The organism is Streptomyces sp. NPDC001985 (genome assembly GCF_040296845.1).
Taxonomy (GTDB): Bacteria; Actinomycetota; Actinomycetes; order Streptomycetales; family Streptomycetaceae; genus Streptomyces.
The window spans coordinates 1-18,689 of record NZ_JBEOYB010000061.1 but is presented as its reverse complement, the minus strand read 5'-3'; the positions used below and the strand labels follow the sequence as shown (position 1 = coordinate 18,689).

Sequence of the window (18,689 nt, the reverse complement as noted above, 5' to 3'; positions counted from 1 at the left end):
GGCCGTGCCCTCAGCCCTGGCCGCGGCCCGGGGCCGCGCCCGGGCCGGGTCCCTGCCCGGGGCCTTGCCCGTGCCCCTGCCCGTGCCCGTTCAGCGCCGCCAGCGGCGTGTCCTTGATGCCCAGGCGGTCGGCGGCGGCCAGCAGGCTCTCCAACTGCCCGTCCGCCGCGCCGCCGCCCCCTCCCATCAGCTTCATCAGCAGCGCGGACACGGTCAGGTTCTGCACATCCGCCGTGGACACCGAGCCCAGCACCTGGGTGAGATCGCCGGTGAAGGACGCCGACCCGTCCAGCCAGGGCCCGGCGAGCGTCCGCGCGGTCCGCGAGTGGTCGACGAACCCGTCGATCCCCTTGCCGAGCGAGATCGACTGCACCAGACGGTCCAGGAACACCGACTCCCCGCCGACGATGCTGATGTCCGCGCTCTCCAGACCGGTCGCCACCACCGTGGCCTGCGCCTCCGCGATCCGCCGCTGGACCTCGAACCCGGCGAGCCGGATCTCCTTCTCCGCCTCCAGCCGCAGCCGGTACTCCTCGTGCCCGCGGGACGCCTCGTCCAGCGCGGCCATCGCGGCGGCCTTCTCCGTCAGCCCCTCCGCCTCGGCGGAGAGCCGGGCCGCGGTCGCCCCGGCCTCCGCGCGGCCGGACTTCTCGATCGCGTCCGCCTCCTTCTCCCGGACGGTGACCGCGGCCAGCCCCTCGGCCGCCGCCTCCGCCTGGAGCGACTCGGCGAGCCTGATCCGGGCGCGGGCGTCCATGTCGGCGGCCTTGTTCCTCGCCTCGGCGAGGGTGAGTTCCTCCGCCGCCCGGTGCACCGCCGCCTGCTCGGCGGCCTCCGCGGCCTTGATGTCCTTGACGAGCCGCTCCTGCGCCGCCGCCTCGGCGGCGATGACGACCGTCTGCCGCCCGCGCTCGGCCTCCTCCACCGCGCGCAGCCGCTTGATGGACTCCTCCTGCTCCGCGACCGTACGGTCCACCGCCACCCGCTCGCGGATCACCTCGGCGATCTCGCGGCGCTCGGCCTCCACCTCCTTCTCGGCGGAGATCCGGGTCAGTTCGGTCTCCCGCTCCCGGGCGATGACCTCCAGCATCCGGTCCTTCTCGATCCGCTCGCTCTCCACCGCGATCACCCGCTCGCGGTTCTTCGCCGCGACGGCCACCTCGCGGGCCTGGTTCTCGCGCTGCACGCCGAGCTGCTCCTCGGTCCTGAGGTACGCGCCCTGGGCCCGCAGCCGCTCCTCCTCCACCACCCGCGCCGTCTCGGCCTCCTCCCGGGCCCGTACGGTCTCGATCTCGCGGCGCTGCTTGATCTCGGCGTCCGCCTGCCGGCGCTCCAGTTCGAGGATCGCCTCGCGGGCGTCGACGTTCTGCCGGGTGATCTCCTTCTCCTCGTGGCGCTGGAACTCATTGGTGCGCACATGCTCGACGGCGGTCAGTTCGGTGATCTTCCGGATGCCCTGGGCGTCCAGGATGTTGTTGCTGTCGAGCTGGGCGAGCGGCGTCTGCTCCAGATAGTCGATCGCCGCGTCCTCCAGGCTGTAGCCGTTCAGATCGGTGCCGATGACCTGGATGATCCGGTCCCGGAACTCATCGCGCTTGGTGTAGAGATCGGTGAAGTCGAGCTGTTTGCCCACGGTTTTGAGCGCCTCGGAGAACTTGGCGTTGAACAGCTCCTGCAGGGTGGTCTGGTCGCTGGCGCGGGCGGTGCCGATGGCCTGGGCGACCTTGATGACGTCCTCGACGGTCTTGTTGACGCGGACGAAGAACGAGATCCGGATATCGGCGCGGATGTTGTCCTGGCAGATCAGCCCGTCCCGGCCGGTGCGGGAGATCTCGATGGTCTTCACCGAGATGTCCATGGTCTCGGCCTTGTGGAGGACGGGCAGCACGACCTGCCCGGTGAAGGTGACGTCCACCTTGCGCATTCTGGAGACGATCAGGGCCTTGCCCTGTTCCACCTTGCGGAAGAGACGGCTGATCACCAGGAGCAGTGCGACGGCGATGAGCAGGACCACGGCGATGAGCACGCCGAGGCCGAGGGAGATGGCATCCATGAGAGATTCCCGTTTCGCGGGCGGCGGGTGAGCGGAGAGGTGGGAGCGGAGAGAGCGGAGAGCGGAGAGAGAGCGGCCGGGCCCAAGGGCGCGGGCCGGTGCGCCGTGACGGTGCGGTGGGCCGGCGGGGCGTGTCCGTACGGCTGCCGGTCCCGCGCGCCGGTGCGCGCAGCCGGCCCGGCGCGTCAGGACGCCGCTCCGGTACAGGACTCCGGTACGGGACTCGTGCGGAGCGTCAGTGCGGCGCGTCAGTACGGAGCGTCGGTGCGGCGCGTCAGTACGGCGCGACCCAGAAGAACTCGCCGGTGTGGTCGTACGCGTACAGCAGTCCGGTCGCCCCGAGGGACATCTCACCGGTGCCGTTCTGGCGCACCTGCACCACTGCCGTGGAGCCGTCCCGGGCCCGGACCTCCGCCTGGCCGAAGTCCGCCCCCACCCGTCCGGTGCGGATGGTGCAGGTCAGGCCGATGAAGTCCTGCCGGGACGGCGCGGGTTCGTCGGGGAAGAGCTTGACGAGCGGCCGGACGACGGCGCGGGTCAGCCGCCAGGCGATCAGGAGGGAGAGCGGCAGCAGCGGTACGTACAGCAGCCGCCAGGCCCCCTCCGCCCCGGCGAGCAGCACGGAGCCGGTGAGGCTGGTGAACCAGCCGAAGACCGTCAGCAGGGAGACGGAGACCGCGACCGGAACCCCGCCCACGCTCAGCGCGCCGGTGTCCAGATCGGCGTCGAAGGCGTCGGCCTCGGCCGCGCCGGCCAGGACCAGCAGCCAGAAGAGGGCGACCACCACGAGCGCGGCGGTGAACAGCACGGTGGGGAAGCCGGTCACGGCATCGACGAACTCGCCCATCACTTCTCCCCCGTCTCACTGTCCCGGCCCCCGGCCGGCCCGCTGCTGGTGTGGTGGTTGGCGGTCCTTTCCGTACCCCGGCAGGGACGCTCTGTCCCGGCCCGCTCGCCGTGCTCATTCTGAGCCCGGCGCGGGGGTGGGTTCATTGCCGTGGACCGGCAGTCTTTACGCTTTCTTGATGCCGGTCACGACCCTTGGGGAGGCCGTGCGACCCTGTTCGAGGGGCGTCAGGAAAGCGTTAAGAGTGGGGGGAATCCATGGTGAAACAGGAGCTGTCCGAGGACGATCGCGAGGGCTATACCCGCATACTGATCGACGCATGCCGGACGGGCCGCCGACTCACCCGTGACGAACTGGAGTTCCTCCGCGCCCGGGGCGAACAGGCCGCCGAAGCGGGCATCGGGCTGCGCGCCCTGGTCCGTGCCCAGCTCGCCGCCGCGCGGGATGTCCGCCCCCGGCTCCCGCGTACCGCCGCCGACCATCTGCTGACCGCCGTCGAGCAGGCCGTGGACGCCTTCGCCGAGGGCCATGAGCGGGCCCAGCGGCTCGCGGTGCGCCAGGAGGAGGCGGCCCGCCGGGAGTTCATCGACGATCTGCTGCACGGCACCAGCGACCTCGGCCGGATCGCCGAGCGCGCCGAGCGGTTCGGGCTGCTGCTCTCCCACGCGCACGCGGTGGCCGTGGCGCAGGGGCCGGAGCCGTACGACGACGGCTTTCCGGTCGCCCGCAGGATCGAGTCCGAGCTGACCGGCCGTTTCGGGCACCGCAGCATCCTGCTGACCACCAAGGACGGCCGGCTGATCTGTATCGCCCCGGCCGACCAGGCCGATGTGCTGGGCTTCTTCGCCAAGCAGGCGTACGCGGTGACCGACGGCGGCCGGGTGGCGATCGGACGGGCCCACCCGGGGGCGGGCGGCGTGGTCCACTCGTACGAGGAGGCGCTCAACGCCCTGGAACTGGCGGCCCGGATGGGCCTGGACGACCCGGTGCTGCACGCGGCCGATCTTCTCGTCTACCCCGTGCTCACCCGCGACCGGCAGGCCATGGCGGATCTGGTGGAGAGCGTCCTCGGCCCGCTCCAGCAGGCCCGGGGCGGCGCCGGGCCGCTGCTCGCCACCCTCACCGCCTACTTCGACACCGGGTGCGTGGCGGCGGAGGCGGCCCGCCGGCTCTCCCTGAGCGTCCGGGCGATGACCTACCGGCTGGACCGCATCCACCGGCTGACCGGAGCAGACCCGGGCGATCCGGTGCACCGCTACACCCTCCAGACGGCGGTGATCGGGGCCCGGCTGCTGGGCTGGCCGGAGGGGGAGCGGTAGCCGCGCCGGACCCTTCCCGTCCCCGATCGCACCTCTGTGACCAGCCCGTTCCCCCGGCATCCGGGCCGGGCCCCGCGAACCGTCCGGTACCCCCCGTGATCACATCGTTGCGGGGTATTGCGGTGTGATGCGCCGGACCCATGGCTTACGCTGCGCTTCACACCGGCCGCGCCCCGGGACGAGAACCACCGCATCACGGGTGCCGCGCGGCCCTCTTCTCGCGCGTTTCCACGCGTTTCCATGTGGGGGTACGAATCACTGTGCGCAGGCGCAGCATCTCTACCGCGACGGCGCTCGCGGTCCTCTTCAGCTCCGCCGCCCTGGTCGTCGGCACGGCGGGCACGGCCTCGGCCGACTCCGTCACGAAACTGCCCGTCGACTCCGTGCGCGACTTCGTCGTCGACGACGCCGGGAAGCGGCTGTACATCTCCACGGGCAACCAGATCGTCGTCACGGACTTCACCGGCAAGGTCGTGACCTCGGTTCCCTCGCTCCCCGGGGTGGACGGGCTGGCGCTCTCCCCCGACGGCGGCACGCTGTACGCGGCGGTCAACGACGAGAACGCGATCCTCGCCTACGACACCGCGACGGTCACCGAGGCCGGCAGGTACCCCATCGGGAACACCGTCTCCGGGCCGCGTGATGTCGCCGTCGCCGGCGGGAAGATCTGGTTCGGCTACGGCGGCGGGGACTCCGGCGACATCGGTTCGCTGGACCTGTCCGGTGCCGAGCCGGTCGTCACCCTGGACCAGGCGGACGGCGGCAAGCTGTCCGAGGCCCCCGAGCTGGTCACCACCCCCGGCGCCCCGAACACCCTGGTCGTCGCGGAGACCGACACGACCTCGGGCCGGGTCGCGGTCTACGACATCAGCGGCGGTACGGCGGAGCGCACCGTGCGGGGCGCCGCGCTCGGCGTCCGGCTCGCCGACGCCCGGCTCTCCCCGGACGGCAGCCGGCTGATCACCGCCGCGTCCGGCAACCGCCACCAGATCTGGAGGACCTCGGACCTCACACCGGCGGGCCAGTACGCGTCGAAGGAGTTCGCCAACTCGGTGGCCGTCGCCGCCGACGGCCGGGTCGCGACCGGTTCGGACGCCCGGTGGTCCGAGGACGTCCACATCTTCCCGTCGGCCGGCTCCACCAAGCTGGTCCGGAGCTACGACTTCCCCAACAACAACACCACGAATTATGCCGAGGCCCTGGTCGACGGCGGCCTGGCCTGGGACGCGAGCGGCAGCCGCCTCTTCGCGGTGACCCAGAACAGCCAGGGCGCGTACGCGCTCCGGGTGCTCAACGACCCGGGCAAGTCCCTCACCACCGTGACGGTGAGCGCGCCCGCCAAGGCCACCCGGGCCAAGCCCGTGACGGTCAGCGGCAAGGTGAACGCGACCGTGGCGTTCCCGGCGGGCTCCGAGGTCTCCGTCACCCGCACCGACGCGGAGTCGCCGAAGGGCAAGTCCCTGGGGAAGAAGAAGGTCGCGTCGAACGGCACCTTCTCCTTCAGCGACACCCCGTACTCCGGCGGCAAGGTCACCTACAGGGCGGCATACGCGGGCGGAGCCCAGCACCAGGGGTCGGCCGGCTCGGACAGCGTCGAGGTCTCGCGCTCGTCCACCACCCTGTCGCTGGACAACAACAACAAGTTCTACGACTACAACTCCACGGTGAACTTCACCGCGAAGCTCGGCAAGACGTACAAGAACCGGACGGTGAAGCTGTACGCGGACCCGGCCGGCGACGGCAAGGGCCGCAAGCTCATCAAGACCGGCACGGTGAACAGCTCCGGCAAGCTCTCCGCGAAGGTGAGGCTGACCCGCGACACGGTCGTGACGGCGGACTTCGCCGGTGATTCCCGCACCTCGTCGAAGTCGGCGAAGACCTGGGTCGGCACCAGGGTCAAGGTGTCGACGGCGCTGACGAACCACTACAAGTACGCGAAGCTCGGGAACCAGAAGTACCACTTCTACAAGAAGTCGAAGAACCCGTACTTCACCACGACGATGCCGGCCTTCAAGAACCGCTCCGAGCGGCTGACGCTGGAGTTCTTCTACGAGGGCAAGTGGTACGACCTGGAGCTGGAGAACGCGTACTTCCCCCTCGACTCCAAGGGTGTCTCCCGGGTTCAGCTGAACGGACCCCACGAGACCGGCTACCGGCTGCGGATGCGCTCCTCGTACATCAACGGCTCCTCCGGTGACACGGTCAACTCCACCACGCACGGCCCGTGGAGGTACTTCACCTTCACCTCCTGACCCGAGCGGCGCGGAACGGCCCGGCGCGCTCCCGCGCCGGGCCGTTCCGCCGCCCTCATCCGCAGAGGGCCGTGTCGAAGACGTCGTTGGCGTGCGCGACGGAGGGATGGGAGGCCCGGCGGATCGCGGTCAGGGCGAGGGTGGCGGCCCGGCCGTCGTCGGTGACCCCGCTGATGGTCTTGTACCCGGGGATGTCGCCGCCGTGTCCCCAGACCACCCCGCCGCAGCTCAGCGGCATGCTGAGCAGTCCGAGCCCGTACCGCCACCCCGGCCAGAGCCTGTCGGCGGGGACGGTGGTCCGCATCTGCTCCAGCAGGGCCGGCTTGAGCAGCCGGCCGCCCATGAGCGCGGTGAGGAAACGGTTCAGATCGCCCGGCGTGGCGATCATGCTCCCGGCGCCCCAGGCCCACGACGGGTCCATCACGGTGATGTCCCCGGGGGTCTGTGCCGGGTCGTCCGCGTGGTAGCCGCGCGGGTGCGGGCCCGGGATGGTCCGGTCCCCGGCGGCGGGGAAGGAGGTGTCGCGCAGGCCGAGCGGCGCGAGGACCCGCCGCTCGATCTCCTCGGCCAGCGGCCGGCCGGTGACCTTCTGCACCAGCAGGCCCGCCAGGACGAAATTGGTGTTGCTGTACTGCCAGTCGGTGCCGGGCGGGAAGGACGCCTTGCGGGAGAGCGCCAGATCGACCAGCTCGCGCGGCTCCAGATAGCGGTCGCGGCTCACGAACCAGTCCGGTTCCAGGTGGTCGGTGTAGTTGGGCAGCCCGCTGGTGTGCTGGAGAAGCTGCCGGACGGTGATGTTCCGGCCGTCGATGCCCTCGCCGCGCACCAGCCCGGGGAGATGGGTCTCGACGGGCCCGTCCAGCTCCACCCGGCCCTCGCCGACGAGCTGGAGCACCACCACGGCCAGATAGGTCTTGCTGTTGCTGCCGATGCGCACCCGCCCGTCGCGCGGCACCGGCGCCCCGGTCGCCAGATCGGCGACCCCGGCGGTGAGATGCCGGAACCGCCGCTCGCCGGGGCCGCGCACGGCGGCCAGCGCACCCGGCCAGCGGTCCTCGGTCACCAGCCGCTCCATGCCCCGCTGCACGGGGTCGCCGGGCCGGGGGGTGCTCGCCGCAGCAGGAGCGCCGGCCAGGGTGGTGGCGAGGGCCGCGAGGGCGACGAGCACGGCGAGCGCGGCCGACGCCCTCGTCGCCCTCGTCGCGCTCGCGGTCCTCGCGGCTCGCCGGGAGGGGGTACGACGGTCTCCGGCCAACGGGATCACTCCTTCTGTGGGTCCGGCACGAGGGCCCGCGCCCCGGGCCGCTCCCAGCATCGGGGAGCCGCCCCACCGGGCCGCCGCGCCGAACCGCCGCCCGCCGTGTTCCCGCACCCCGCCCACCCGTACGGCGGAACCGCCCGCGCCGGCACCCCCGGCTCAGACCAGCCACTCACCGTCGCGCATCAGGGTCCGCTCCGCGTTCTCGGCGACGGTCCCCCACGCCTGGAGGAGCAGCGGGGTGACGCGGAAGAACACATACGAGGGGTGGTCCCGGCGCGGGTCCCAGCCGTCCTTCGCGGCGAAGGCGTCCCCCACCCCGTCCGGAAGCTCCTCACGCGGCACCCTGCGGGCGCTGCCGTGCACCAGGACCACGTCCCGCGTGTGCCCGAAGGAGAGCCGGACCCGCCCCGACGCGCCGAGGTTCCGCCCGGTCGGATGGGTCTCCCGGGTGGCCAGCCACACCCCGCCCCCGTCCCACCAGAACGTCAGCGGCACCAGACAGGGTTCTCCGCCCTCGTCGGCGGTGGCGACCCACACGTCGATGTCCCGCTCCAGCCGCTCCAGCGCCTCGCGCTTGCGCTGCCGGGGGGTGCGGGGGGCGGGCTCCGCCGTGGTGTCGGTGGTCATGGGAGGAGGCTAGGGGGCGGGGTGAGCGAGCGCGTCGGGCCGGAGGACCAGGTCCCTGGGCGGAGCGGCCCGTTTCCGGCGACCGGCGGCACGGCGGCCATGGGGTGTACGAGGAGAACGGGCCGGCCGGCTCCCGCGCGGGGCGCTCCCACTCCCGGGTGGGGCGTGGGGGTGCCCTCGGCGAGGGTTCTTCCGGCCGTGCGGCGCCCGGCGCCGGACGTGAGAGCGGGAGACTGGGCCGAGGATGTCCCTGTTGTCATCCGGCGGGCCCGGGTGGTCTCCGAGCCGGTCAGTCAGTACATCGCCTTCGAGCACTCCGGGAGCTTCACCAACGCCGCCGCGGGTGAACAGATCCGCCGGCTTCCCCGGCGGCTCGCGTCGGATCTGGCGCTGCCGGGCAATGACTTCTGGCTCTTCGACGGCCGCCTCGCGCAGTTCAACATCTCCGACGGGGAGGGGAGATGGACGCACACCGATCGGACGGACGACCCCGGCGTGACGGCACTGTGCGCCTCCGCCTTCGAGGCGGTGTGGGAGCGAGGGATTCCGCACGAGGAGTACAGAGTCTGAAGGGACCCCGGCCCTGGGGGAGTCCCGTCCGCTGCCAGACTGGCCCCGAGAGGAGCGGCATATGAAGACCTGCACCAAGTGCGGCCAGACGATGACGCAGACACAGGACGGCTGGTGGATCTGCTATCCGTGCGGCACATCGGAGCCCGCGCTCAACCCGTCCTGTCCCCGGTGCGAGGAGAAGCTCAAGCCCGGCCGGGCCGAGTGGTGGGTGTGCGCGGCCTGCGACTACGAGATCGCCCATGAGGCCCTCTGTCTGCACCTGGTTCTCGTCGCCTCGATAGAGGAGTCCCCGGAGGAGTTCTTCAGCTGGGTGCGCAAGCACCGCGACGAGCTGCGGAGCGAGGAGCCGGTGTGGCAGCGGACGCACCGGTAGGCACCGCGGTCAGGGGCGCTTCGGCTCGAAGTGCAGTCCGGTGATCCCGCAGTCGAACTGCCGGGCCTCGACCAGGCGGAACCGCTGGAGCCCGCCCGTGTCGCCGAACACCGGCAGCCCGGCGCCGATCGCCGTCGGGTTGACGAACAGGTGCAGTTCGTCGAGGAGGCCCCGCGCGATCAGCTCGGGGACCAGGGTCGCCCCTCCGTAGGTGATGATGTCCCCGCCCGGCTGCTCCTTGAGCCGGCGCACCGTCTCGGCGAGGTCCCCGCCGGCCACCGCGGTGTTCTCCCAGGGCGACTCGGTGAGGCTCCGGGAGATCACGACCTTGGGCGTGTTGTTCATCTTGTCGACGGCCTCCCGGGGCTCCCCCTCCGGCCCCGCCGCCCAGGTCGGGATGAACCCCTCGGCCAGCTTCCGCCCCAGCACGATGCAGTCCACCGGCTCCGTGAGCGCGCCGATGTGCGCCGCGATGTCGTCGGTCCACGGGAACGTCAGCCAGTCCATCTCGCCGTTCGGCCCCGCCATGAAGCCGTCGACGGTGGTCTGGAGCTGGAGCTTGAACGTGCGCATGGCGGTGCCCTTCCGGAGTCCTGGGATACGGCGGGTCCCGGGCCTCCGCGGCCCTTCCCCATCCGGAGGAAACGCTAGCGACCATCACTGACAATCGGGGCCCGGCGCGTCCGCCCCGTCAGACGATCTCCCCCGCGCAGGACCCGTGCCCCCGGCAGGAGTAGCAGGTGTACTCCATGCACCCGGTGCACAGCCCGATGTTCTCCAGCCGGTAGGTGTCCCCGCAGCTCTCGCAGACGTCCCGCGCGCGCAGCATGACGTTCCACCCCTCGTCGCCCCCGATGGCGTCGTACGCGGCGGTGACGTACTCCGCCCACGCGATGCCGTGATCGGTCCCGTGCCTGAGGTGCCAGCAGTACACGGCGTGGAACGCCCGCCCGGTGACCAGATGGTCCGGTCCGCGGCCGTCGCCGGTCCACAGCGTCACGAGCCGGCCGATGCGATGCTCGATGGGCTGTCCTCGGTCGAAGACCACGTGGTCGCTCTTCACGGCTGCATTATGCGGCCGGAGGCCCGCCCGTGGACGGTGTTCGGACCTGCTCCCGGCCGCCGATCGTCAGCTCGACCTCGTCCCCCGCCGTGGTGAACTCCCGGATCAGCCAGATGCGTCCGCCGATGGGGGTGCCCGCGCCGGTGGTGTGGGCCGGGACGGCGAGCACCGGGCCCGCCGGACCCCCGGTGCGCAGCTCCGCCTCCGTGAGCACGCCGTCCGAGAAGCGCAGGTCCACCTCGATGGGCCACGGCTCCGCCGCGAAGGCGCGCGGGTCCGGGAGCCCCTGGACACGGCAGCGGGCGCCCGGGAAGAGGTGGGTGTGCCCACAGAGGGCCGGGAAGGTGTCGGGTTCGGTCACGCGCCCCATCCTGCGTCGGGGGCGCGGCCGGAGCGGTGTACGGGTCGGCGTGTCCGCCAGGGGTGGGTTCGGCGATGCCCGTGGTCCTGCCCGGCGGCCCGGTCAGCAGCGGCCCGTGACCGGGGTCCAGGGCCCTGCCGTGGGGCCGGACGCCGGCCCGGCCCCGGTGTCACCTCGGGCGCGACGTCGCTCCCCCGGGGCTCCGGCACGGCTCCGGTGGGCTCCACGCAGGCAGCCCCTCACGCCCCACCGGGTGGACATCCATAGCCGGACCGGGAGGATCTGGGTCGTCTCTTTCGGATCGTGCCGGGCTCGCGAGCCCCGGTGCCGCGCCCCGCCGCGCTGTCGTCGGTCGCCGGCGCTCCGCGCGGGCTCCCTCCCCCGCCTCGCGATCCACGGCACCGGACCCCGCTCACCGATCCGGCCCGATCCGAAAGAAGCTCCCTAGTCGAGGAAGTGGTCGAACTCGCCCGCCTTGACGCCTTGGATGAAGGCGGCGAGCTTGGCCCGGTCGGTGGTGATGACGGTGCCGGGGGTGTCGCTCTCGCGGAGGAGGATGCTGCCCTCGTGGCGGGCGATCTCGACGCAGTTCTCTCCTCCGCCGCCGGAGGAGGACTTCTGCCACCGTATGGGTGCGCTCATGGCTCTGGGCCTCTCGGAGGTCTCGTGCGATGTGGTGGGTGAGCTGGGGCGCGACTCGCCGGACGCGAGCGAGGCGCGCGGGGTGTTCTCCCGCGACATACTGCACTTCTTCCGCTCCGTGGCCGCCCGCCGCCGCCGCCCGCCGGACAGCCGGTGATCCGAGGGACGCTCGGCGCCGGACCGATCATCTCCCGCCGCTGGTACGGCTCATCAGCGGGACATCCCCCGATCCGCCGCCCGGGCACGCGGCAGGCCCGGGCGGGATGGTCACCGGGTCCGGGGCGGTTCCTCCGGGTGGCCCTCCGCCTCCAGGTGGGGCATCACCCGGTCCAGCCGGCGCGGGGTCCACCAGGCGCGCCGGCCCAGCAGGGTCATCACCGCCGGGACCAGCAGCAGGCGGACCACGGTCGCGTCGATCAGGACGCTGGCCGCCAGACCGAGGCCCAGCATCTTCACCACGATGTTGTCGCTGAGCACGAACGCCGCGAAGACGCTCACCATGATGAGCGCCGCACAGGTGATGACCCGGGCGGTGATCTCCAGGGCGTGCGCCACGCTCGCCTTCGGGTCGCCGGTGCGCAGCCAGGCCTCGTGGATGCGGGAGAGCAGGAAGATCTCGTAGTCCATGCTGAGGCCGAAGACGATGGCGAACATCATCATCGGCACATAGCTCTCGATGGGCACCTCCCCGTTCACCCCCAGCGCCGGGCCGCCCCACCCCCACTGGAAGACGGCGACCACCACCCCGTACGAGGCCGCGATCGAGAGCACATTGAGGACGGCGGCCTTCACGGCCACGAGCAGTCCCCGGAAGACGGTGAGGATCACCAGGAAGGCGAGCCCGACCACGACGGCGATCATCACGGGCAGCCGCTGGGAGACGATGTCGAGGAAGTCGACCTGGGCGGCGGTCGTGCCGGTGACATAGGCGCGGGCCGCCGTGCCGGAGACGGCGGCCGGGAGGGAGTCGTCGATCAGATGGTTGACCAGGGCGGTGGTGCGCTCGTCCTGGGGGGAGGCGACGGAGTAGGCCGTGCCGAGGAGCAGATCGCCGCCGGGGGTGGGGTTCAGCGGGGTGATGACGGCCGCGTTCGGGACGTCCCCGAGCGCCTGCCGCGCCTGGGACGCCAGTGCCGCGCGGTCCTGTTGCGGTACGGCGGTCTGGTCCACGACCAGCGTCAGCGGGCCGTTGGACCCGGGGCCGAACGCCGTCGACATCAGATCGAAGGCGCGCCGGTCGGTGAAGGACCGGGGGTCGGCGCCGTCGTCGATGTGCCCGAGCTGGATGAAGAAGACGGGGAACGCGAGGACGGCGAGGACGGCGACCCCGCTGATCAGATACCGCCACGGCCGGCGCTCCACCCGCAGCGCGTACCGGTGCCAGCCGCCGTGCGCCGCCCGCTCCGGGTCCGTGTCGGCCTCGGCGACCGGGGCGCGCACCCGCAGCCGGTCGATGTGCCGGCCGATCAGCCCGAGCAGCGCCGGCACGAGGGTGAGCGCGCCGGCCACCGCCGTGACCACGGTGACGGCGGCGGCCAGGCCCAGCTTCCCGATGAAGCCGATCCCGGAGACCCAGAGCCCCGACAGCGCGATGATCACCGTGCAGCCGGAGAGCAGCACCGCGTGCCCGCTGGTCGCGTTGGCCTTCCCGGCCGCGGTGGCGGGGTCCTCGCCGTTCATCAGGTTCTGGCGGTGCCGGGTGACCAGGAAGAGGGCGTAGTCGATGCCGACGCCGAGGCCGATCATCGTGGCGAGCGTCGGGGAGACGGTGGCGAAGGTGAACGCGGCGGCGAGCAGCCCCAGCAGCGCCAGCCCGCAGATCACGCAGATCAGCGCGGTGAGCAGGGGCAGCACGGCGGCCACCACACTGCCGAATCCGATGAGCAGGACGACGATCGCGACCGCGAACCCGATGATCTCGCTGGTGCGGTCGTCCGCCGACGGGCGGGCGAGTTCGCCGAGCGCGCCGCCGTACTCGACCTCGACGCCCGAGTCCCGCAGCGGGGTGACGGCCGAGTCCACCCCGTGGAGGTACTCCTCGCCGAGTTCGGACGGCGGCCGGGCGAAGTGGACGGTGATGTACGCGGTCCTCCCGTCGGCGGAGAGCGGGCCGACGGCCGGGGCGCTGGTCACCGTCAGCGGGTTCTGCGCGGACAGCACATAGGGGAGATGCTCGATGGCGTCGGTGGCGCCCGCGATCCCGGAGCCGGCGTCGGTGAGCGGCCGGTCGGGGTCGTGCAGCACGATCTGGGAGCTGTAGCCGTCGACGGACGGGTCGTGCTCCCTGACCGTGTCGAGTCCGCGCTGCGACTGGGTCCCGGGGAGGGAGAAGTCGTCGGAGTACTCACCGGCGTGGGTGTGGTGCAGCACCTGGAGCCCGGCCAGCGCGGCGAGCCAGAGCATGATGACGACGACCGCGTGCCGGGCGCACCACTCCCCGATCCGCCGCAGGGTGCCCCTGGGCACGGGCGGCGCGGCGCCGGGGGACGGCGTGGGGCCGGGGGACGGCGGCACCGGCATACGGACTCCCGACCAGGCTGGCGCTCATTTCCCGCGCTCCGAAAAGGGACACTGCGGACATTCTGCATTGCTGTCGGCGTTCGGCGAGGGGGCACGCCCACAACACGGGGGAACTCCATGCCGTGACCACGCGACTACTTCGGGAAGGGTCGGTGCACGACACAGGCGAAGAGCCGGACGGACACGAAGAGGAGGCCGATGTGACGAGCGGTGCGCGGAACGGCGATGGCGGCGGAGGCGGCAGTGCCGGCGGGGGCGGCGGCAGTGTCGGTCCGGGCGGCGGCGAGCAGCCGTGGTACGCCGACGACGGGCTCTGGGTCGACTTCGCGCCCGTCATGTTCTCCGGGGACCGCGCCGACACCGTGGCGGCCCTCGTCCGCGACTCCCGGCTCCTCGGCTTCCCGCCGGGCTCCCGCGTGCTCGACCTCTGCTGCGGGCCCGGCCTGTTCCTCGTGCCGCTCGCGGAGCGCGGCCACCGCGTCACCGGCGTGGACCTCAGCCCCGCCATGCTGGAGCGCGCCCGGGAGACCTGCGAGAAGGCCGGGGCCGCCGTCGAACTCGTCCGGGCCGACATGCTCGAATACACCGCGCCCGGCGCCTACGACGTGATCCTCAATGTCTTCACCTCCTTCGGGTACTTCGCCGACGCCGCCGACAACCTCCAGGTGCTGCGGAACGCCCGGCGCAGCCTCGCCCCCGGCGGACAGCTGCTCGTCGACGTCATGGGCAAGGAGGTGATCGCCGGCTGGATCGGCCGCCCCCAGGCCGTCGACCTGCCGGACGGCTCGTACATCGTCCAGCGCGACACCATCCTCGACAGCTGGCGCCGGCTGCGCACCGACTGGACCCATGTGCGCGGCGACACCGCCCGCACGGCCTCCATCCACTCCTTCCTCTACAGCGCCGCCGAACTCCACGATCTCTTCCTGGAGGCCGGGTTCACCGGGGTGGAGTGTTTCGGCGACTTCGACGGCGGCCCCTACGACCAGCACGCGCGCCGGCTCGTCGTCCGAGGGCGGGCGTCATGAACACACTCCGTCCCGGCCCCGAGGAGACCCGTTCCGCCATGACCGCCGCCGTCCCCATCCACGACCACATCACGGACGCCCTCAAGGACCCGGCCTTCGTCCGGCTCTCCGGCTCCGTCGTCCTCGCCCGGTTCGAGACCATGAAGGTGTACGCGGCCCTGGGGGCCGTGCGCACCCTGCTGGAGAGCGGACGGGTCGTCCCCGGACAGACCCTCGTCGACAGCTCCAGCGGGATCTACGCCCTCGCGCTCGCCATGGCCTGCCACCGCTACGGGCTGCGCTGCCACATCGTCGCCTCCACCACCGTCGACGCCACCATGCGCGCCCAGCTCGAAGTCCTCGGCGCGACCGTCGACCAGATGCCGCCCTCGCAGAGCCTCCTCCTCGACCAGGAGCGCCGGGTGCGGCATGTCCGCGCCCTGCTGGAGGCCCGGCCCGACTTCCACTGGATGCGGCAGTACCACGACGGCGTGCACTACGCCGGCTACCGCGAGTTCGCCGACCTCGCCGCCGCCGCCCTGCCGCCCGGCCCGCTGACCGTCGTCGGCGCCGTCGGCACCGGCTCCTCCACCGGGGGGCTCACCGAGGCCCTGCGCGGTACGGGGCGCAGGGTGCGGCTGGTGGGGGTGCAGCCCTTCGGGAGCGTCACCTTCGGCAGCGAGGGGTTCAACGACCCGGAGGCCATCATCGCCGGGATCGGCAGCTCCATCCCCTTCGGGAACGTCCGCCACGAGCTGTACGACACCCTGCACTGGCTGGACTTCCGGCACGCCATGGCCGGCGCGGTGGAACTGCTGCGCCGCCACGCCGTCTTCGCCGGGCTCTCCACGGGCGCCGCCCATCTGGTCGCCCGCTGGGAGGCCGGGAACGAGTCGGGGCGGGGCGGCGGAAGGACCGCCGGGAGCGCGGCCGGGCGGAGTGCCGGGCAGGACGCCGGGACCGGAACCACCTATCTGGTGCTCGGCGCCGACACCGGACACCGCTACACGGAGCGGGTCTTCGCCCGGCACGCGGAGGCCCAGGACCCGGGCGGGCTGCGGCCGGAGCGGATCGGCTCGCTGGGGGAGCTGCGCCCGCCGTGGGCGGTGATGGAGTGGGCCGGGAGGGCCGCGCCGCCCGGCGCGCGGGTGGAGGAGCCCGGCGGCCGGGCGGGGAGCCCCGGCGTCCGGGTGCAGGCCGTGGTGGGGGCGCCCGGCCGGCCGTCCGGCGGCACCGACAGCGCCGTGCCCGCCGGGCACGGCCGCGCCGATGGGAGCCTGTGATCATGACCATCGCCTCGCTGGAATCGCTCTCCTTCGGGCTCGCCAGGACCGCCGGGGCGGCAGCCGCCGCCGGGCACCGGCTCGCCCTGCTCACCGGCGACCGCGCCGTCTACCGGCACGAGCTGGCCGCGCTCCCCGCCGGCGCCGCCCTCGATGTCGTCGATGTCGACACCATGGACACGGCCGCCGTGCGGCGCGCCCTCGACGGGCTCCCCGGCCTCGCCGGACTGATCAACACCACCGACACCTGGTCCGTCCCGGGCGCCGAACTCGCCGCCGCGTACGGCCTGCCCGGGCCCGCCCCCGAGGACGTGCGGCGGCTGCGGGACAAGGCCGCCGTGCGCCGGGCCCTGCACCGCGCCGGGGTCAGCGGGCACACCGCCGTCCCCGTCGACGCCTCCCGGCCGGACGCCGCCGCCCGGGTCCGCGAGGCCGTCGGGCTGCCCGCCGTGCTGAAGGACTCGGCCGGGACCTCCTCCCGGGGCGTGTGGATCGTCCACGACGAGCCCGCCCTGCGCGCCGCGCTCGCCGAGGCCGCCGAACTCCCCCTCAAGGGCCACCTGTTCGCGGAGCCGTTCCTCGCCGGGCCCCTCTACAGCGCGGAGACCCTGAGCTGGGCGGGCGAGACCCGGCTCCTCGGCGTCTCCAGCCGCCAGACCTCCCGTACCCCCGCCGTGCGCGAGGAGGGCGCGGCCTTCCCCGTCGCGCTGCCGCCCGCCGACCACGAGCGGATCGCCCGCTGGGTGGCGCGGGTCCTCGCGGCGGCCGGGCACGATCAGGGCTTCGCCCACGTCGAGTTCGTGCTCACCGCCGGCGGACCCGAACTGGTCGAGATCAACCGCAGGATCGGCGGCGCGCTCGTCGGCGAGGCGCTCTGCCGGTCCCTGGGGACCAATGTGTACGAGGCGCTGATCGAGACGGCCCTCGGCCGCCGCCCCGCCCTCCTGGACGCCCCGGACGGCGGCACCGCGGGACCGGCCGTCGCCTTCGTCCTCGTCTACCCCGACCGGCCCGGGGTGCTGGAGGAGTGGCGGGGGCTCGGCTCCCTCGGCGGCTTCCCCGGCGGGCCCGAGTGGTATCCGGTGCGCGCCCCCGGCGACTCCGTGACCGAACTCGGCGACCAGCGAGGCTGCACCGGCATGGTCCTCGCGCACGCCGCCACCGCCGAACTCGCCCAGCACCGCGCGTGGAGCGCGGCCACCTCCGTGACTCCGGTGATGAAGACGGCCGACGGTCCATGACCCGGCTCTCCTGGCCCCAACTCCTGCTGCTGGGAGCCTCGTTCCTCATCACCCTCGGCAGCTTCGCCGTACTCCCCTTCATGTCCGTGCTGCTGCACCAGCGGTGGGGGCTCGGGCTGGGCGTCGTCGGCGCGGTGCTCGCCGTGGCCTCGCTGGTCCAGTTCAGCGGCGGGGTCGTCGGCGCGGCCGTGGCCCGGCGGATCGGGCTGCGCGCCACGATGCTCGTGGCGCTGGCGATCCGTACCGCCGGGTTCTGCTGCTTCGTCCCGGGGCTCCAGCGGCCCTGGCTCGCGGTGGTGGCGCTCTTCCTGGTCTCGGCCGGGGCCGCGCTCTACCTCCCCGCCAACAAGGCGTATCTGGTGGCCGGGTGCGCACCGGAGCAGCGGCCCCGGCTGCTGGCGGCGAGCGGCTCGGCCTTCAACGCCGGAATGGCGCTGGGGCCGCCCGCCGCCGCGCCCTTCGTGCTGACCTCGCCCGCCCTGCTGTTCACCGTCGTCGCGGCGGTGTTCGCGGTGGTGGGGCTCGCCCACGCGGTGCTGCCGCACGCGGAGGACAAGCCGGCGGAGCCGGTGCCGTCCGCGGCCCCGGAGCCCCCGCGCCCGACGGCCGGGGTCCGGCTGCCGCCGTTCGCTTACACCCTGCTCTCCGTCTATGTCTTCATGTTCTTCCAGCACTACATCGCGCTCTTCGCCGTGCCGCGCACCTCCGCCGCCTACTACGGCGCGCTCCTCATGGCGTACTCGCTGCTGCTCGTCACCGCGCAGCCGCTGCTCGCCGACCGGATCGCCGGGCTCGGCTACGGGCGGACCCTCTGGCTCGGGTTCGGTGCGATGGCCGCCGGGATGACGGCCGTCGCCACCGGCGGCCCCCTCGGGATCGCGGTGGGCGCGCTCACGCTGGGGCTCGCGGAGACCGTGCTCTTCCTCCGGAACGATCTGGAGGCCCTGGCCCGCTCCCGGGCCCCCGCCGCGACCGTCTTCGGCCGTCAGCGCCTCGCGGCCGGCCTCGGCGCCTTCGCCGCGGCCCTCCTCGGCGGGCCGCTGTACGGCGCGGCGGAGGGGGGCGGCGGGGCAGGAGGGTTCTGGCTCGTGGTCGCCGCGCAGAGCGCGGTGCTGCCGCTGCTGCTGTGGGGGGCGGTGGTGTGGCGCGCGCGCCGGTGCGGGCGGCGGCGGGGGGCCGGGGCGGGCCGCCCCCGCGCCCCCGCGCCGGGGGGTTAAAGAGGGTTTGATAAAACCCGAAAAAAAAAATTGGGGGGGGGTTTTTAGAG

General features: G+C 73.0%; 18 protein-coding genes. 9 read left to right on the top strand and 9 right to left on the bottom strand.

The annotated features are described in order from the left end of the window. Positions 1–10: 10 nt before the first annotated feature. A complete protein-coding gene (locus tag ABT122_RS24925; protein WP_351556364.1) occupies positions 11–2,053 on the bottom strand; it encodes an SPFH domain-containing protein in 2,043 nt (680 codons plus the stop codon). 274 nt (positions 2,054–2,327) lie between these two features. Then, positions 2,328–2,900 carry a hypothetical protein gene (locus ABT122_RS24920; RefSeq protein WP_351556361.1) on the bottom strand — a complete coding sequence of 191 codons (573 nt, stop codon included), beginning with the start codon at positions 2,898–2,900 and terminating at the stop codon, positions 2,328–2,330. 257 nt (positions 2,901–3,157) lie between these two features. On the opposite strand from ABT122_RS24920, the gene ABT122_RS24915 reads away from it, so the two are divergent. Beyond that, the gene (locus ABT122_RS24915) at positions 3,158–4,219 is read left to right on the top strand and encodes a PucR family transcriptional regulator (protein ID WP_351556358.1); all 1,062 of its coding nucleotides are present in this window, start codon (positions 3,158–3,160) and stop codon (positions 4,217–4,219) included. 260 nt (positions 4,220–4,479) lie between these two features. Beyond that, positions 4,480–6,471 carry an Ig-like domain repeat protein gene (locus tag ABT122_RS24910; protein WP_351556356.1) on the top strand — a complete coding sequence of 664 codons (1,992 nt, stop codon included), beginning with the start codon at positions 4,480–4,482 and terminating at the stop codon, positions 6,469–6,471. Between the two features lie 55 nt (positions 6,472–6,526). Here ABT122_RS24910 and ABT122_RS24905 read toward each other — a convergent pair whose 3' ends face one another. Both ABT122_RS24905 and ABT122_RS24900 read right to left on the bottom strand, forming a co-directional pair. Next, a complete protein-coding gene (locus ABT122_RS24905; RefSeq protein WP_351556354.1) occupies positions 6,527–7,726 on the bottom strand; it encodes a serine hydrolase domain-containing protein in 1,200 nt (399 codons plus the stop codon). A 162-nt stretch (positions 7,727–7,888) separates the two neighbouring features. Next, complete coding sequence (locus ABT122_RS24900) at positions 7,889–8,359, bottom strand: pyridoxamine 5'-phosphate oxidase family protein (RefSeq protein WP_351556352.1); 471 nt, start codon at positions 8,357–8,359, stop codon at positions 7,889–7,891. A gap of 219 nt (positions 8,360–8,578) precedes the next feature. On the opposite strand from ABT122_RS24900, the gene ABT122_RS24895 reads away from it, so the two are divergent. After that, positions 8,579–8,929, top strand: a complete 351-nt coding sequence (locus ABT122_RS24895) for a DUF6879 family protein (RefSeq protein ID WP_351556349.1) — start codon at positions 8,579–8,581, stop codon at positions 8,927–8,929. 61 nt (positions 8,930–8,990) lie between these two features. Continuing rightward, complete coding sequence (locus ABT122_RS24890; RefSeq protein WP_351556346.1) at positions 8,991–9,305, top strand: hypothetical protein; 315 nt, start codon at positions 8,991–8,993, stop codon at positions 9,303–9,305. Between the two features lie 9 nt (positions 9,306–9,314). On the opposite strand, the gene ABT122_RS24885 is transcribed toward ABT122_RS24890, so the two are convergent. The 4 genes from ABT122_RS24885 to ABT122_RS24870 all read right to left on the bottom strand — a co-directional run bounded on the left by ABT122_RS24885 (position 9,315) and on the right by ABT122_RS24870 (position 11,371). Further along, on the bottom strand, positions 9,315–9,878 hold the full coding sequence (locus tag ABT122_RS24885) for a dihydrofolate reductase family protein (protein WP_351556343.1): 564 nt from the start codon (positions 9,876–9,878) through the stop codon (positions 9,315–9,317). Between the two features lie 118 nt (positions 9,879–9,996). Beyond that, positions 9,997–10,368, bottom strand: a complete 372-nt coding sequence (locus ABT122_RS24880) for a hypothetical protein (protein ID WP_351556340.1) — start codon at positions 10,366–10,368, stop codon at positions 9,997–9,999. Positions 10,369–10,375: 7 nt separating this feature from the next. Further along, positions 10,376–10,738, bottom strand: coding sequence for a hypothetical protein (locus tag ABT122_RS24875; protein ID WP_451067834.1), 363 nt, complete (start codon positions 10,736–10,738; stop codon positions 10,376–10,378). A gap of 435 nt (positions 10,739–11,173) precedes the next feature. Next, positions 11,174–11,371: a DUF397 domain-containing protein gene (locus ABT122_RS24870; RefSeq protein ID WP_351556334.1), complete on the bottom strand. Its 198-nt coding sequence runs from the start codon at positions 11,369–11,371 to the stop codon at positions 11,174–11,176. On the opposite strand from ABT122_RS24870, the gene ABT122_RS24865 reads away from it, so the two are divergent. Next, on the top strand, positions 11,370–11,528 hold the full coding sequence (locus ABT122_RS24865) for a hypothetical protein (RefSeq protein WP_351556331.1): 159 nt from the start codon (positions 11,370–11,372) through the stop codon (positions 11,526–11,528). The genes ABT122_RS24870 and ABT122_RS24865 overlap by 2 nt on opposite strands. A gap of 110 nt (positions 11,529–11,638) precedes the next feature. On the opposite strand, the gene ABT122_RS24860 is transcribed toward ABT122_RS24865, so the two are convergent. Further along, positions 11,639–13,891: an MMPL family transporter gene (locus tag ABT122_RS24860; RefSeq protein WP_351556328.1), complete on the bottom strand. Its 2,253-nt coding sequence runs from the start codon at positions 13,889–13,891 to the stop codon at positions 11,639–11,641. A 335-nt stretch (positions 13,892–14,226) separates the two neighbouring features. Here ABT122_RS24860 and ABT122_RS24855 point away from each other — a divergent pair, with 335 nt between their 5' ends. The 4 genes from ABT122_RS24855 to ABT122_RS24840 are packed head-to-tail and all read left to right on the top strand — an operon-like array spanning position 14,227 to position 18,639. Next, positions 14,227–14,919, top strand: coding sequence for a class I SAM-dependent methyltransferase (locus tag ABT122_RS24855; RefSeq protein WP_351556434.1), 693 nt, complete (start codon positions 14,227–14,229; stop codon positions 14,917–14,919). After that, positions 14,916–16,181, top strand: a complete 1,266-nt coding sequence (locus tag ABT122_RS24850) for a pyridoxal-phosphate dependent enzyme (protein ID WP_351556326.1) — start codon at positions 14,916–14,918, stop codon at positions 16,179–16,181. The genes ABT122_RS24855 and ABT122_RS24850 overlap by 4 nt, the downstream gene beginning before the upstream one ends. 2 nt (positions 16,182–16,183) lie before the next feature. Further along, a complete protein-coding gene (locus tag ABT122_RS24845; protein ID WP_351556323.1) occupies positions 16,184–17,422 on the top strand; it encodes an ATP-grasp domain-containing protein in 1,239 nt (412 codons plus the stop codon). Beyond that, on the top strand, positions 17,419–18,639 hold the full coding sequence (locus tag ABT122_RS24840) for an MFS transporter (RefSeq protein ID WP_351556320.1): 1,221 nt from the start codon (positions 17,419–17,421) through the stop codon (positions 18,637–18,639). The genes ABT122_RS24845 and ABT122_RS24840 overlap by 4 nt, the downstream gene beginning before the upstream one ends. The last annotated feature ends 50 nt before the right edge of the window (positions 18,640–18,689 follow it).